The organism is Klebsiella sp. PCX (genome assembly GCF_021869705.1).
GTDB classification, from domain to species: Bacteria; Pseudomonadota; Gammaproteobacteria; order Enterobacterales; family Enterobacteriaceae; genus Klebsiella; species Klebsiella quasipneumoniae.
Map to the genome: position 1 here is coordinate 3208168 of NZ_CP091527.1, position 14425 is coordinate 3222592.

The following is a 14425-nucleotide window of genomic DNA, read 5'->3' on the forward strand; positions in this document are numbered from 1 at the left end:
CTTGGTTGTCTTACTGCCTGATACGTACAGCCTACTAAAATAAGCATTAAATGCGCTTGGGCTCAAGATGAATTCATTCATAGGTTAAGATAGTGAGATACATTCATTCCTGTACGTAATAAATGCCGATAAAAACACCCACCCTTAAGCCTGCGAATAAGATGGTCGTGCATGCCGTCAGCACGCCGCTTCCCTATGCGCATTATCAGCGCTGTACGCAGTGTGACATGCTGTTCCGCTTACCGGTGCTCAAACGCAACCAAAGCGCCTGGTGTCCACGCTGTAACGCGAAGGTGCGCGATGGCCGCGACTGGTCGCTGACCCGTCTGGGCAGCATGGCCCTGGCCATGCTGCTGTTAATGCCCTTTGCCTGGTCCGAACCCCTACTGCGCCTTCACCTGCTGGGGGTTCGCATTGACGCCAACGTCCTGCAGGGGATTTGGCAGATGACCGCGCAGGGCGACCCGCTTACCGCCGCGATGGTGCTGTTTTGCGCGGTGGTCGCCCCGGTACTGCTGGTGGTCTCGATTAGCTATCTGTGGCTGGGCAACGTGCTGGGGATGAACCTGCGCCCGGTGCTGCTGATGCTCGATAAGCTCAAGGAGTGGGTGATGCTGGATATCTATCTGGTGGGCATCGGCGTCGCCTCCATCAAGGTGCAGGATTACGCCTTTCTGCAGCCCGGCATCGGCCTGGTGGCGTTTATCTCCCTGACGCTGCTGAGCATCCTGACGCTTATCCATATGAACGTCGAAGAGCTATGGGAGCGCTTCTATCCCGAACGGCCGGCGACCCGCGCCGATAACAATCTGCAGGTGTGCACCGGCTGCCACTACACCGGCTACCGCGACGCCCGCGGCCGCTGCCGACGCTGCCACACGCCGCTGCACCATCGCCGGCCGCAGAGCCTGCAGCGCAGCTGGGCGGCGCTGATTGCCTCGCTGGTTTTCCTCCTACCGGCCAACCTGCTGCCGATCTCTATCATCTACGTCAACGGCGCGCGCCAGGAAGACACCATCCTCTCCGGGATCATCTCCCTCGCCAGCAGCAATATCGCCATCGCCGGCGTGGTGTTTATCGCCAGTATTTTGGTGCCATTCACCAAAGTTATAGTGTTATTTACCCTGCTGCTCAGCATACAATTCAAGTGCGAGCAGGGGCTGCGCACCCGCATCCTGCTGCTGCGGCTGATAACCTGGATTGGCCGCTGGTCGATGCTGGATCTGTTTGTTATCTCACTCACCATGTCGCTCATTAATCGCGATCAGCTCCTCGCCTTTACGATGGGGCCGGCCGCGGTTTACTTTGGCGGCGCGGTAATTTTAACTATTCTTGCAGTTGAATGGCTGGACAGCCGCTTACTTTGGGACGCACATGAGTCAGGAAACGCCCGCTTCGCAGACTGAAGCCAGAATAAAAACCAAACGTCGTATCTCGCCATTCTGGCTGTTGCCGGTCATCGCGCTGCTGATTGCCGCCTGGCTCATCTGGACCAGCTTTGACGACCGCGGATCGACGATTACTATCGATTTCCAGTCTGCTAACGGCATCGTGCCGGGGCGGACGCCTATCCGCTATCAGGGGGTGGAAGTCGGTACCGTCCAGGATATTAGTCTCAGTAAAGACCTGAGCAAGATTGAAGTTTCCGCCAGCATCAAGCGCGATATGAAAGAGGCGCTGCGCAAAGATACGCAGTTCTGGCTGGTCACGCCGAAAGCCTCTCTGGCCGGCGTGTCGGGCCTCGATGCGCTGGTGGGCGGGAACTATATCGGCATGATGCCGGGCAAGGGCGAACCCGAAGATCACTTCGTCGCCCTCGACACTCAGCCAAAATACCGTATCAACAACGGCGAGCTGATGATCCACCTGCAGGCGCCCGACCTTGGCTCTCTGAGCAGCGGCTCGCTGGTCTACTTCCGTAAGATCCCGGTCGGGCGGGTGTATGACTTCACGCTGAATGATAATAATCAGGGGGTCACCATTGATGTGCTGATCGAGCGCCGGTTCACCAACCTGGTGAAAAAAGGCAGCCGTTTCTGGAACGTCTCTGGGATCAAAGCCGATGTCGGCCTGAGCGGGGCCAAAGTGCAGCTGGAGAACCTTTCCGCGCTGGTGAACGGTGCCATCGCCTTTGACTCCCCTGCCGATTCGCAGGTCGCGTCGCAAAACGATGACTATCATCTGTATGAAGACCTGGCGCACAGCCAGCGCGGGGTGGTGGTGACCCTTGACCTGCCTGACGGCGACGGCCTGAAAGCGGGCTCGACGCCGCTGATGTATCAGGGGCTGGAAGTGGGCCAGTTAAGCAAACTGAATCTTAACCCCGGCGGCAAAGTCACTGGCGAGATGACCGTCGATCCAAGCGTGGTGACCCTGCTGCGGGAGAAAACGTTGATTCAGATGAAGAAGCCGAAGATCTCCCTCGATAACCCCAGCGTCAGCGCCCTGCTCACCGGCAATACCTTTGAGCTGGTGCCCGGCGAAGGCGAGCCGCGTAATCACTTCTCCGTCATGCCAGCGGATAAAGCGCTGCTGGAGGAGCCCAATGTCGCCACCGTCACCCTTTCGGCGCCGGAGAGCTACGGGATCGACGGCGGCCAGCCGCTGGTGCTTCACGGAGTGAAAGTCGGCCAGGTGCTGGAGCGCAAGCTGACGGCCAAAGGGGTAACCTTCCAGGTGGCGATTGCCCCGGAATACCGCGATCTGATTCGCGGCGACAGCAAGTTTGTGGTGAACAGTCGTCTGGACGTCAAAGTGGGACTTGATGGCGTGCAGGTGCTGGGCGCCAGCGCCAGCGAATGGGTGAACGGCGGGATCCGGGTGATCCCGGGTGAAAAAGGCGAAATGCAGAGCAGCTATCCGCTGTACGCCAACCTCGAAAAGGCGCAGGAAAACAGCCTGAGCGAAGTGCCGACCACCACCCTGAGCCTCTCCGCTGAGACGCTGCCTGACGTTCAGGCTGGCTCGGTGGTGCTGTATCGTAAATTCGCCGTCGGCGAGATCATCGCCGTGAAACCGCGCAAAGACGCTTTCGATATCGATCTGCATATCAAGCCGGAATACCGCTACCTGCTGACCAACAACAGCGTCTTCTGGGCGGAAGGGGGTGCGAAGGTTAAACTTGACGGCAACGGACTCACCGTTCAGGCCTCGCCGCTGGCCCGCGCCATAAAAGGGGCGATCAGTTTCGATAACCTCAACGGCAGCAGCGCCAATGTGCGGCTGAATAACAAACGTATCCTTTACGCTTCTGAAACGGCGGCGCGCGCCGTGGGCGGCCAGATCACCCTGCATGCGTTCGACGCCGGGAAGATGGCGGCCGGGATGCCGATTCGCTATCTCGGCATCGATATCGGTCAGATCCAGTCGCTGGAGCTGATCACCGCCAAAAACGAGGTGCAGGCGAAAGCCGTGCTTTATCCGGAATACGTCGGCACGTTTGCCCGCGCCGGGACCCGCTTCTCGGTGATCACCCCGCAGATCTCCGCCGCGGGCGTGGAGCATCTCGACACCCTGTTCCAGTCCTATATTAACGTTGAGCCCGGACGCGGCCCGGCGCGCCGCGACTTTGAGATCCAGGATACGACGATCAGCGACTCGCGCTATATCGACGGCCTGAATATCGTGGTGGAAGCACCGGAGGCCGGATCGCTCGGCATCGGTACGCCGGTGCTGTTCCGCGGCCTGGAAGTCGGGACGGTGACCGGTCTGTCGCTGGGATCGATGTCTGACCGGGTCATGGTTAAGATGCGCATCAGCAAGCGCTACCAGTACCTGGTGCGCAATAACTCGGTGTTCTGGCTGGCCTCGGGTTACAGCCTCGACTTCGGCCTGGTTGGCGGCGTGGTGAAAACCGGGACCTTCAATCAGTTTATCCGCGGCGGGATCGCCTTTGCCACGCCGCCGGGTACGCCGCTGGCGCCGAAGGCCCAGGACGGCAAGCACTTCCTGCTGCTGGAGAGCGAGCCGAAAGAGTGGCGGGAGTGGGGCACCGCCCTGCCGCAGTAATCCTCGCCTCCCCTTCTCCCGCCCCGGCAAACGCCGGGCGCGGGCAGACACAAACCTCACGCCCCGGTGTCCTGCACCGGGGCGTTTGTGCTAAACTGCGCACCCTTTTTTTCTGTGGTGCGCTGCCTGTGGCCGAAAATACTGTCTATTTCCCTGAAGCGTTTCTCGCTCAAATGCGCGCGGCGATGCCGGCGCACCTCTCTTTCGACGAATTTATCGCCGCCTGTCAGCGCCCGCTACGCCGAAGTATTCGCGTCAATACGCTGAAAATCAGCGTCGATGATTTTCTCTCTCTGGTCGCCCCCTATGGTTGGCAGCTGACGCCGGTCCCCTGGTGCGAGGAGGGATTCTGGATCGAGCGGGACGACGACGACGCGCTGCCGCTGGGCAGCACCGCCGAACATCTCAGCGGTCTGTTCTATATACAGGAAGCAAGCTCAATGCTGCCGGTCGCCGCCCTGTTCGCCGATAACCCGCAGCCTGAACGAGTCATGGACGTTGCTGCCGCTCCGGGGTCGAAAACCACCCAGATCGCCGCCCGGATGGGCAATGCGGGCGGCATCCTGGCGAATGAGTTCTCCGCCAGCCGGGTGAAAGTGCTGCATGCCAACATCAGCCGCTGCGGCATCAGCAACGTCGCCCTGACCCATTTCGACGGCCGGGTGTTCGGCGCGGCATTGCCCGAAGCCTTCGACGCCGTTCTGCTTGATGCCCCCTGCTCCGGCGAAGGGGTGGTACGCAAAGATGCGGACGCGCTGAAAAACTGGTCGCCGGAGAGCAACCTCGACATCGCCGCCACCCAGCGCGAGCTTATCGACAGCGCTTTCCATGCCCTGCGCCCCGGCGGGACGCTGGTCTATTCGACCTGCACCCTGAACCGCGAAGAAAATCAGTCCGTCATTCACTGGCTGCTGTCCCGCTACCCGCAGGCGGTGGCGATCCAGCCGCTGGGAGAGCTGTTTCCCGGCGCGGCCGATGCCTTAACCGCCGAGGGATTTCTGCATGTTTTCCCGCAGATCTACGATTGTGAAGGCTTCTTTGTCGCCCGCTTGCGCAAGACGGCGGCTATCGATCCGCTCCCGGCGCCGGGCTACAAGGTCGGCAAGTTCCCGTTTGCGCCGCTGAAGGGCCGGGAGGCCGCCGCGGCGACCGCCGCCGCCCGCGCTGTCGGGCTGGAATGGGACGCGAGCCACACGCTGTGGCAACGGGATAAAGAGCTGTGGCTATTTCCGCAGTCTATGGAGCCTCTGTTTGGTCAGGTGCGGTTTTCGCGCATTGGCGTGCGTCTGGCGGAACTGCACAATAAGGGTTACCGCTGGCAGCATGAGGCGGTTATTGCCTTTGCCGCGCCGCAGCGCGCCTTCGAGCTGACGCTGGAGGAAGCGGAGGAATGGTATCGCGGACGCGACGTCTATCCGCAAACCCCGCCAGCGCAGGATGAAGCCATTGTCACCTTCCAGGGCGTGCCGCTGGGCCTGGCCAAGCGCGTCGGCTCCCGTCTGAAGAACAGTTACCCGCGCGAGCTGGTACGCGATGGGAAACTTTTTGCCGGCAAGGTGTGACGCCGCGCAAAAAATACGCACTTTTTGACTGGCGGTTTTCCCCCCATTGACTACGCTGAAAAATGACGACCGCAACTGGTCGTACCACAACTCAGCTGAAAAAATGGGGTGAAGCGATGAGTAAAACCAATGTCCGCATCGGCGCGTTTGAGATAGACGATGCCGAACTGCATGGTGAACATCAGGGTGAGCGAACGTTAAGCATTCCCTGCAAATCCGATCCAGATTTATGTATGCAGCTTGACGCCTGGGATGCCGACACCAGCGTTCCCGCGATTCTCAATGGTGAACATTCCGTCCTCTACCGTAAACATTACGACCGCCAGTCCGATGCCTGGGTCATGCGCCTTGCCTGACGCCAATGAACCCGTCGCCTGAGACGGGTTATTTATTTCCCCGTCCCGCCGTCATCCCCTACACTAAACAGTATGTCCCCCCGAACATGAGGCCAGGATGTTTGCCTTAGTGTTGTTTATTTGCTATCTGGATGGCGGCTGCGAGGACATTGTGGTTGACGTCTACCGCGAGGAAACGCAGTGCCTGGTGGCGATGGAAGATCAGCGGATCCGCCACGGCGGCTGCTACCCGATAGAAGATTTTATTGACGGCTTCTGGCAACCCGCCAGCGAATACAGTGACTTTTAGTCTGCCGACTGCAGCGCCACCAGCGTCAGCGTGCCGCCGAACACAGCGCCGGTGTCAATATAGTGTTGATTGTCGTAGTCATAACGCGCGCGAAGCGGCGTATGGCCAAACCAGAAATGGTCAGCCCCGGCGATAGCGCCATGACGCCCCGCCAGATGTTCACTCAGACGATGGCGGCTCCACAGGACCCGCTGGGGATCCACCGGCTGCTGCCAGCGATAGACCGGCGCCGGATAATCGGCATGGGCGATCACATGCCGCGCTTTTGCGCACTCCACTTCAATAATCAACGGCAGCCGCTGACAGCGCGCCAGCAGGCGATCGACGTCAGCCCGCTGCCGCACGTTGCTCCGGGCGTACCAGTCGCCGCCGTTCATCTGCCAGAGCGTCATATCTCCGCTCTCCAGCGCCTCGAGCGCCATCTGCTCATGATTCCCGCGCACGGCCCGGAACCAGCGGCTGCGCAACAGGCCGAGACAGTCAGCGCTTTGCGGCCCGCGATCGATCAGATCGCCCACCGAGATCAGCAGATCGGCCCAGGGATCAAAGCGCAGTCGGCGCAGGCGCGCCATCAGCAGCGCAAAGCAGCCATGCAGATCGCCCATCAGCCAGATATTACGCCAGTCTCTGCCATTAATACGCTGATACATATAATTACCTCTCTGCTGTAATTATAGGTAATTCCAGCTTATAGCCGCTGTTTTTTATTTACACCTCAATCGATTTTAAACAAACGGCAAATATAGTCGGCCAGAGGATTAAGCTTATCAGCGCCTCGTTTTAAAATAGCAGGAAATAACAACGAGGTGTTTATCGTGACAGACAATAGCCTGCATTCATCCAGCGTGCTTACGCCGCGCTCGCATCTCATTGCCGATCTGGTGATGGGTAGATTAACACCCGCACCTATATGGCGGCAGAAAAATTACCGCTTTAAATTTCTACTGCGCACGGCATTATTTTATAGCCCGACTAAAGCGATGCTGGAGGCGCTGAGCGCTCGTGACGATTTTAACCAGCTGCTGGCGGCGCAGGCGACGCTGCCGGGGAAAGTGCACCGTCAATATCTAACGCGCGATCTCAACGCCTGGCAGCGGGCGATGGCGGTAATAAGCCATTATCGCTACGTCGATACCCTGCGCGGTTCCCGGCTGGCGCATGCCATGACCGCGGTGTGCGAGGTCCCGTTGCTGACGCTCAATGGAAAGGATGAGCGCCAGTTTTCCCTCTCGGCCTCTTCGGCCGGGAAGGCCGAGCGTGAGGGTGAAACCACCCTGTGGCTGCGCGACAGCGATCATACCCTGCTGGCCAGCGCCACCTTCAGCGTGACCTGGGATGGCGAAGCCTGGCAGCTGATCATCGGCGGCTTGCAGGGACCGCGACGCCACGTTTCTCACGAGGTGATCAAGCAGGCGACCCGCGCCTGCTACGGTCTGTTCCCGAAGCGCCTGCTGCTGGAGTTTATCTGGCTGCTGGCCGCTCGCAGCCATATCGCAGCGATTTACGGCGTTAGCGATAATGGCCATGTGTTTCGCGCCCTGCGCTATCGCCTGAGCAAGGGGCGCCATTTCCACGCCAGCTACGACGAATTCTGGCAATCCATCGACGGCAAGCCGGAAAGCCACTGGCGCTGGCAGCTACCGCTGCGTCTGGAAAGAAAACCGCTGGAGAGCATCGCCAGTAAAAAACGGGCCGAATACCGGCGTCGATTCCAGCTGCTGGATCAGCTGGCGGAGCAGGTGGCAATATTGACGCAGCCACTGCCGGGCGAGTAATTTCACGACCAGTGAACTCGCCCCGTCACGCGGCGTTTGCTTATTATGTTCTTATTTCGCTACTATCATGGTCCCCGCAGACCACTGGATAGTCGTTAGCATGATGAGTAAAACCGAAATTTTCCTGCTGATTATTCTCGCGGTCGTCCTGCTGGGCAGCATATGGTTTATTTTCAGCGATGAAATTTGGCTTTTACTCTGCTATCTGGAAAGTCAGATATTTCCCACCTTCAGCGTTCCGGAATAATACCGGACGCTCGGAACTACGCCTCTCAATATTATTTCCCGCCCTTTCGTGGGGCGCGGACGGCTAATCGCATGAATTGCCAAATCAATAAGGTTTTGTTTATTCTATTTATCATACAAATATGTATACTAGCAGCCTTCCGATGTTGGCCCGCCAGTTAACCTGCACGCCGGGCCTGTTTAGGTGCAGGTTTTTTCTTTTCCTCTCCCCTCGCTTACGGTTCCGCCTTCCCCATACCGTTCTTCCGCAGGATGCAATTTGTGTGTAAATGAATTGTGTATGCTAAAAACGGTGTGCTATAACGGGACATCCAGAGGCCAGCCTGGTGATTGACTGAATTGACTGACAGGATGTCGCTGGTGATCGCGAAAGCAGACAGATTAAGATAAAAAGAGACCGAATACGATTCCTGTATTCGGTCCAGGGAAATGGCTCTTGGGAGAGAGCCGTGCGCTAAAAGTTGGCATTAATGCAGGCTAAGTCGCCTTGCACTATAAGAATAGTTTAACGCGTCAGCTTTTCCAGTCTGCGGCCAATGTGGCCGAATAATTCCTGGAAAAGTGGGCGCTGCCAGCAAAAAAACCGCCACTGCCGTTGTCCGGCAAGGGCGGTTTTTTTTATGCTATTACAGCGAGATAGCGCGAAAATCTAGCAGAGCTTCTGCGCGCGCTCGATAAACGGCGCGAGGCTCATTTTTTGCCCAGGATGCTGCGGATCGTCGATCTGGATCACTGAGATCGGCTGGGCGGTGGTTTTGCCGGCTTTGACCTGCTGCTCAGCCACCTCATTGAGCGGATACTGGACCAGAGTGCTCGGGTTGATAGCGTAAAGGGCATTGCCCGGACGACAGGTCAACATCACCTCTTCACGGTTGAACGCCCAGCTCTCCTTCCCTACCTCAAAGCGGCTCACGGTGATAATTTGCGGCGCCGCCAGTGCAGCGCCGGAGCTTGCCAGTAACAACATGGTCAGAACAATTTTTTTCATGATTTTGCCAGTTAATTCAATAAGGTTCCCAGGTGGCAAACAGACTGACGGCCAGCAGCGCCAGCGCGCCCAGCCCTATCTCAGCCTGCGTGGTTCGCAGGATCAGACTTTCCGCCCGCGAACCGCTTGCCGACATGCGCGGTACCAGAACATACCTGTTCACTAACGCAATTACCACCATCCCGGCCACCAGCGCACATTTGATCAACAGCAGACGTCCCCAGGGCGATGCGCCAATCATCCCTCCCTGGATCAACAGCGCATTGATCGCCCCGCTGGCAAGGGTGCCGGCGACGGCCAGATGCCCGTAACGTGAAAAGCGCGCCATGGTATAGACCGCGGCCTGCCGCCAGCGCCCCTGCGCAAGGCGCAGGCAATAGATAAAGGGCAACAGGCCGCCGAACCAGCTGGCAACGCAGAAGAGGTGGACAGCATGATTAGTACGCTGCAGGGCGCCGAGTAAACCATCATGCATGGCGGCATGCCCTACCCCAGCGGAAAGCAGCAGCTGGGCCGCCAGCAGGGCCACCAGCTGGCGAGCGCCATGTCGGGGACGGATCCACACTACGGCGAGGGCGATCCACGCCAGCAGGATCTGCCAGATCCACACCCCGCCGAAGCGGGTGCCCGCCACCGCCTGCCAGACGGCGGGTTGCCAGACATCTGCCCAGCCGTCGCCCATCAATCCCCCCTGCAGCAGATACAGCGCCAGGGTAGAGAGGGCGCCGATCAGCAGCAGCGGGCGCAGCAGCGGATAGAAGCGCAGCATCAGTACGCGTCGCAGCGGCACCGGCGCCCACCAGGCGCCATACAGCACGCAGCCAAAAGCCAGCATCAGGGTGATAAAGTGCCCAAAGCGCAGAGTAATGTAGAGCCCGGTCAGCATCGCTTACTTCACGCTAAAGGTGTATTGCCCTTTGGTTTTATGGCCATCCACTGAGACCACATGCCAAGCCACAGTGTATTCTCCCGGCGGCAAGGTTTCCGCTACAGGCACGGTGACCTGGGCGGGGTTGTCGGCGCTGCGGGTCAGTTTGCCGGTGGCTACCGCATGCTGCTGTGGACCGGTGACGGTCACGCCGCTGAACGCGGGTTCAATGCCTTCGGAGAAACTGAGCGTCAACGTCTGCGGGGAGGCCGCCAGCTGCGCTCCGGCGGCGGGGATCTGCTGCTGCAGGTGAGCGTGGGCGAGCGCGCCCGCCGCGGTTAATAGCCCGGCAAACGCAACGGAGAGGCGCAATGCGCGTCCAGCAAGAAGTCGCATATTCGTCATTCCCTTTTGTTATGTCTGTAGCACAGAGAATAACCCTGTATAATGGCAGAGTCGAGCCGGGCGTCAGGCCCTGACCGGGTTTACAAGCAGAGTGGAGTGTATGATGGAAAGAAATCTGGCCAAAATTTCGCAAGATGAGATGGATAAAGTTAACGTCGATCTCGCCGCCGCCGGCGTCGCCTTTAAAGAGCGGTATAATATGCCGGTGGTCGCTGATTTGGTCGAGCGTGAACAGCCCGCCCATCTGCGCGACTGGTTCCGCGAACGGCTGATCGCCCATCGGCTGGCCTCCGTTTCACTGTCCCGCCTGCCCTGGGAGCCGAAACAGAAATAATGCCTACTTGCCCCCTCGCCGTCGGTTGGCAAGCCCGACCAAATACTTTACGCTTATTGTTTTGCTCTGGAGCGAGCCATGCTGCGCGTCATTGATACCGAAACCTGCGGACTGCAGGGGGGCATTGTTGAAATCGCCTCGGTCGACATTGTCGACGGGCAAATCACCAATCCCATGAGTCATCTGGTGCGTCCTGACCGCCCCATCAGCCCGCAGGCGATGGCTATCCACCGGATTACCGAAGAGATGGTCGCCGATAAGCCGTGGATTGAGGAGATTATTCCGCACTATCATGGCAGCCCGTGGTACATCGCGCATAACGCCAGCTTCGATCGTCGGGTGCTACCGGAGATGCATGGCGAGTGGATCTGTACGATGAAGCTGGCCCGCCGGCTGTGGCCGGGGATCAAATACAGTAATATGGGGCTCTATAAATCACGTAAGCTGAACGTGGCCACGCCGCCGGGGCTGCATCACCACCGGGCGCTGTATGACTGCTATATCACCGCTGCGCTGCTGCTGGATATCATCAACGTTTCCGGCTGGACGCCTGACGAAATGGCCGATATCACAGGTCGGCCGGCGCTGCTCACCACCTTTACCTTCGGCAAATATCGCGGTAAAGCCGTCGCCGAGATTGCTGAAAACGATCCAGGCTATCTGCGCTGGTTATTCAACAATCTCGACCGCATGAGCCCCGAACTGCGCCTCACGCTCAAGCATTACCTTGGGGAATAGCCCCTACACTGCCGCTTTCCCCGGCAGTGTCCCCTGCGCCAGGGCGATGAAAAAGGCGTACTCCAGCGCCACCCCCTCATAGCTTTTAAAGCGCCCGGATTTTCCGCCATGCCCGGAGTCCATATCGGTGCAAAGCAGCAGCAGGTTATCGTCGGTTTTCAGTTCACGCAGTTTTGCCACCCACTTCGCCGGCTCCCAGTATTGCACCTGGGAATCGTGCAGCCCGGTGGTCACCAGCATATGCGGATACGCCTGCGCCTTCACGCCGTCGTAGGGGCTGTAGCTTTTCATGTAGTGGTAATAGGTTTCATCCTGCGGGTTCCCCCACTCTTCAAATTCGCCGGTCGTCAGCGGAATGGTCTCATCCAGCATCGTGGTTACCACGTCGACGAACGGCACCTGGGCTATCACGCCGTGGAACAGCTCTGGACGCTCGTTAACGGCCACCCCCATCAGCATCCCGCCGGCGCTGCCGCCCATGCCATAGCAGAGCCGCGGGTCGCCGTACCCCTGAGCCAGCAGCGCGTCGCAGACGTCGAGATAGTCGTTAAAGGTATTTTTCTTACACAGGAATTTACCGTCCTCATACCACTGCTGACCCAGCTCGCCGCCGCCGCGGACGTGGGCGATGGCGTAGACAAAGCCGCGGTTGAGCAGGCTCAGCCGACTGGCGCTGAAATCGGCATCGATACTCTCGCCATACGAGCCATAGCCATAGACCAGCAGCGGATTGCTCCCTTTACGAAAATGGTCGCGATGGTAGACCAGCGAGACCGGGACTTCGACGCCATCGCGGGCGGTCACCCACAGGTGCTCGCTCTGATAGCAGCGTGTGTCCAGCCCCTTTACCTCCTGCTGCTTGATCACCCGTCGTTCGCCGGTATCCATATCCAGTTCAAACAGGGTGTCGGGCGTGGTCATCGAGGAGTAGCCGTAGCGCAGGCGCGACGTTTCGGGCTCCGGATTATAGGCAAGCCAGGTGACATAGGCCGGATCGTCAAAGGCGATCCCCACCACCTCCCGGGTCTTGCGGTTAATCTGCCGCAGACTGGTCAGGCCGCGCTGACGCTCCTCGACGACCAGCCAGTCGGTAAACAGGGTAAATCCTTCAAGCATCACGTCGTGACGCGGCGGGATCAGCGTGGTCCACTGATCTTCATCGCGTAGCACGGTACGATAGAGACCAAAATTCTTCCCGTCCCGGTTGGATCGCAGATAGAAGGCGTGCTGATAGTGATCGAGGCTATATTCATGATCTTTACGCCGCGGCAGGAAGCAGACCGGCTCAGCGTCTGGCAGTTCGGCGTTGAGCAGCAGTACTTCGCTGGTGGTGGCGCTGGAGAGATAAATCACCACGAACTGCTGGGATGTGGTTTTATGCACGCTGACGTAGAAGGTCTCATCTTTTTCCTCGTAGACCAGCACGTCGCTCTGCGCCGGCGTCCCGACGGTGTGGCGCCAGACCTGATAAGGAAGCAGCGTGGTGGGATGTTTACGCACGTACCACACAAAGCGTGAATCATTGCTCCAGGCAAAGCCGGAGGTGACATTTTCCAGGGTCTCCGGATACCACTCGCCGTTGCTGAGGTCGCAAAAACGCAGACCGTACTGGCGACGGGAGAGATAATCTTCCGCCACCGCCATCAACTGGTTGTTGGGCGCAATACCCAGCCCGCCCAGGGTGTAAAACTCGCTCTTTGCCGCCCGCTGGTTGGCATCAAGCAGGATCTCCCACTCGTCCCACTCTTCTTTCAGCACCGACTGTCGCTGGTAGATAGCGTATTCGCAGCCCGGCTCATACACCTGCCGGTAGCGAAAGCCGTTTTTACTATAGGGGGCAGAGACTTCACGCTGCGGAATGCGGTCGATAATCTCTTTCAGCAGACGCTCCTGCAGGCTGAGCTGCGAATCCATCACTTGCTTGCCGTAGGCGTTTTCCGCGTGCAGATATTCCAGCACATCAGGCCGCGCGCGTTCATCGTCGCGCAGCCAGTAATAGTTATCGATGCGTGTATCGCCATGCAAGGTCATGGCGTGAGGGATCCGTTTGGCTTTAGGTGGCATGTTATTCTTCTGCTGCTTTTTCGTGACACAAGAGCATTCAGGCCGCAGGGTGGCGCCTGAATGATGACGTGTCTATAAGGGTGGCAAAAGACGCGGGCGATGCAAGCGAAACGTGATAATTTAAACGCTTAGCGCCTGTTTTTGTGACTGGATGTCCTGTTCGATGTCGGCCCGGACATCTTTTGGCAACGCCAGAGCCTCACCCAGGGCGTTGAGATAGCTGCGCTCCATAAAGTGGTCGATATCAATCACCGCGCAGCTGACGTAGTAGATCTCCAGCGCCTCCTGCGGGTCAACGATGCCCTCGGCGAGACGCTGCGGATCCAGCGGCTGAGCCAGCGCCTGGTCAATCAGCACCCGGGCCTGCACGTCAATATTGGCCTCCCGAAGCTGGGCTTCAATCCTCGCCCGCTCGTGATCGTCGATATGACCATCGCTTTTGGCGGCAAACACCAGGGCGGTGATCAACCGCACGCTGCGCGGATCGACCTCCGTCGGCGCCGCAGCCGTCTCGGGTGTCGGAGCGGGCGTGTTCTGAGCGCGCATTTTCTGCTGATACTTGTTCCACAATACGGTACCCGCCACCGCCCCACCGCCAGCCAGCAGCGCGCTGGTGCCATATTTCGCCAGCAGCTTGCGTGACGATTTGCTGGCCACCAGCAGCCCCGCCAGCCCGCCGATGGCGCCGGGCAGCAGGGCGCTCCCTTTTGACGACTCGCCGGACGGCGACGCGCCCTGCTGTCCGAGCAGCGACTGCAGTTGATTTAGCCAGTTAGCCATGGTTTTCCTCTC

At 58.9% G+C, this 14425-nt stretch carries 15 protein-coding genes; 9 read left to right on the plus strand and 6 right to left on the minus strand.

What is annotated here, in order from left to right:
* Nucleotides 1–122: 122 nt before the first annotated feature.
* From yebS to GQR96_RS15330, 5 genes are all read left to right on the plus strand, one after another.
* Nucleotides 123–1406: a membrane integrity lipid transport subunit YebS gene (gene yebS, locus GQR96_RS15310; RefSeq protein WP_004203379.1), complete on the plus strand. Its 1284-nt coding sequence runs from the start codon at nt 123–125 to the stop codon at nt 1404–1406.
* Entirely contained in the window at nt 1375–4008 is a 2634-nt protein-coding gene (locus GQR96_RS15315) for a PqiB family protein (protein WP_065904514.1), read from the plus strand. Before yebS ends, GQR96_RS15315 begins: the two co-directional genes overlap by 32 nt.
* 128 nt (nt 4009–4136) lie before the next feature.
* The gene (gene rsmF / locus GQR96_RS15320) at nt 4137–5570 is read left to right on the plus strand and encodes a 16S rRNA (cytosine(1407)-C(5))-methyltransferase RsmF (RefSeq protein WP_017900211.1); all 1434 of its coding nucleotides are present in this window, start codon (nt 4137–4139) and stop codon (nt 5568–5570) included.
* Nucleotides 5571–5686: 116 nt separating this feature from the next.
* Nucleotides 5687–5926, plus strand: coding sequence for a YebV family protein (locus GQR96_RS15325; protein ID WP_002911393.1), 240 nt, complete (start codon nt 5687–5689; stop codon nt 5924–5926).
* Between the two features lie 97 nt (nt 5927–6023).
* On the plus strand, nt 6024–6215 hold the full coding sequence (locus GQR96_RS15330) for a YdfD/YebW family protein (RefSeq protein ID WP_002911395.1): 192 nt from the start codon (nt 6024–6026) through the stop codon (nt 6213–6215).
* Here the strand turns inward: GQR96_RS15330 and pphA are convergent.
* A complete protein-coding gene (gene pphA / locus GQR96_RS15335; RefSeq protein WP_004203382.1) occupies nt 6212–6865 on the minus strand; it encodes a protein-serine/threonine phosphatase in 654 nt (217 codons plus the stop codon). The two genes, GQR96_RS15330 and pphA, sit on opposite strands and share 4 nt — an antisense overlap.
* A 156-nt stretch (nt 6866–7021) precedes the next feature.
* Between pphA and GQR96_RS15340 the strand changes: the two genes are divergently transcribed.
* Entirely contained in the window at nt 7022–7990 is a 969-nt protein-coding gene (locus GQR96_RS15340; RefSeq protein ID WP_065904512.1) for a VirK/YbjX family protein, read from the plus strand.
* Nucleotides 7991–8093: 103 nt separating this feature from the next.
* Nucleotides 8094–8237: an Ecr family regulatory small membrane protein gene (locus GQR96_RS15345; protein WP_032425946.1), complete on the plus strand. Its 144-nt coding sequence runs from the start codon at nt 8094–8096 to the stop codon at nt 8235–8237.
* A 648-nt stretch (nt 8238–8885) separates the two neighbouring features.
* On the opposite strand, the gene GQR96_RS15350 is transcribed toward GQR96_RS15345, so the two are convergent.
* From GQR96_RS15350 to yobA, 3 genes are read right to left on the minus strand one after another with little or no spacing between them, the layout of a single operon-like run.
* Entirely contained in the window at nt 8886–9224 is a 339-nt protein-coding gene (locus tag GQR96_RS15350) for a YebY family protein (protein ID WP_002911404.1), read from the minus strand.
* A 16-nt stretch (nt 9225–9240) separates the two neighbouring features.
* A complete protein-coding gene (copD, locus tag GQR96_RS15355; protein ID WP_004203385.1) occupies nt 9241–10110 on the minus strand; it encodes a copper homeostasis membrane protein CopD in 870 nt (289 codons plus the stop codon).
* A 3-nt stretch (nt 10111–10113) separates the two neighbouring features.
* Complete coding sequence (gene yobA / locus GQR96_RS15360) at nt 10114–10488, minus strand: CopC domain-containing protein YobA (protein WP_004203386.1); 375 nt, start codon at nt 10486–10488, stop codon at nt 10114–10116.
* 112 nt (nt 10489–10600) lie between these two features.
* Between yobA and GQR96_RS15365 the strand changes: the two genes are divergently transcribed.
* Both GQR96_RS15365 and exoX read left to right on the plus strand, forming a co-directional pair.
* On the plus strand, nt 10601–10831 hold the full coding sequence (locus GQR96_RS15365) for a DNA polymerase III subunit theta (RefSeq protein ID WP_002911406.1): 231 nt from the start codon (nt 10601–10603) through the stop codon (nt 10829–10831).
* A 78-nt stretch (nt 10832–10909) separates the two neighbouring features.
* The gene (gene exoX, locus GQR96_RS15370; RefSeq protein WP_065904507.1) at nt 10910–11569 is read left to right on the plus strand and encodes an exodeoxyribonuclease X; all 660 of its coding nucleotides are present in this window, start codon (nt 10910–10912) and stop codon (nt 11567–11569) included.
* A gap of 3 nt (nt 11570–11572) precedes the next feature.
* Here exoX and ptrB read toward each other — a convergent pair whose 3' ends face one another.
* Together ptrB and GQR96_RS15380 are read right to left on the minus strand one after the other, a co-directional pair.
* Nucleotides 11573–13633, minus strand: coding sequence for an oligopeptidase B (gene ptrB / locus GQR96_RS15375; protein ID WP_065904503.1), 2061 nt, complete (start codon nt 13631–13633; stop codon nt 11573–11575).
* Nucleotides 13634–13753: 120 nt separating this feature from the next.
* Entirely contained in the window at nt 13754–14413 is a 660-nt protein-coding gene (locus GQR96_RS15380) for a tellurite resistance TerB family protein (protein ID WP_004203389.1), read from the minus strand.
* Nucleotides 14414–14425: the final 12 nt, after the last annotated feature.

What these genes read in the sequence shown, in the direction of transcription:
- GQR96_RS15325 (WP_002911393.1), top strand. Translation starts at nt 5,687, where the DNA reads ATGAGTAAAACCAATGTCCGCATCGGCGCGTTTGAGATAGACGATGCC.
- pphA (WP_004203382.1), bottom strand. Translation starts at nt 6,865, where the DNA reads ATGTATCAGCGTATTAATGGCAGAGACTGGCGTAATATCTGGCTGATG.
- copD (WP_004203385.1), bottom strand. Translation starts at nt 10,110, where the DNA reads ATGCTGACCGGGCTCTACATTACTCTGCGCTTTGGGCACTTTATCACC.
- exoX (WP_065904507.1), top strand. Translation starts at nt 10,910, where the DNA reads ATGCTGCGCGTCATTGATACCGAAACCTGCGGACTGCAGGGGGGCATT.
- GQR96_RS15330 (WP_002911395.1), top strand. Translation starts at nt 6,024, where the DNA reads ATGTTTGCCTTAGTGTTGTTTATTTGCTATCTGGATGGCGGCTGCGAG.
- yebS (WP_004203379.1), top strand. Translation starts at nt 123, where the DNA reads ATGCCGATAAAAACACCCACCCTTAAGCCTGCGAATAAGATGGTCGTG.
- GQR96_RS15380 (WP_004203389.1), bottom strand. Translation starts at nt 14,413, where the DNA reads ATGGCTAACTGGCTAAATCAACTGCAGTCGCTGCTCGGACAGCAGGGC.
- GQR96_RS15365 (WP_002911406.1), top strand. Translation starts at nt 10,601, where the DNA reads ATGGAAAGAAATCTGGCCAAAATTTCGCAAGATGAGATGGATAAAGTT.
- ptrB (WP_065904503.1), bottom strand. Translation starts at nt 13,633, where the DNA reads ATGCCACCTAAAGCCAAACGGATCCCTCACGCCATGACCTTGCATGGC.
- yobA (WP_004203386.1), bottom strand. Translation starts at nt 10,488, where the DNA reads ATGCGACTTCTTGCTGGACGCGCATTGCGCCTCTCCGTTGCGTTTGCC.
- GQR96_RS15345 (WP_032425946.1), top strand. Translation starts at nt 8,094, where the DNA reads ATGAGTAAAACCGAAATTTTCCTGCTGATTATTCTCGCGGTCGTCCTG.
- GQR96_RS15315 (WP_065904514.1), top strand. Translation starts at nt 1,375, where the DNA reads ATGAGTCAGGAAACGCCCGCTTCGCAGACTGAAGCCAGAATAAAAACC.
- GQR96_RS15350 (WP_002911404.1), bottom strand. Translation starts at nt 9,224, where the DNA reads ATGAAAAAAATTGTTCTGACCATGTTGTTACTGGCAAGCTCCGGCGCT.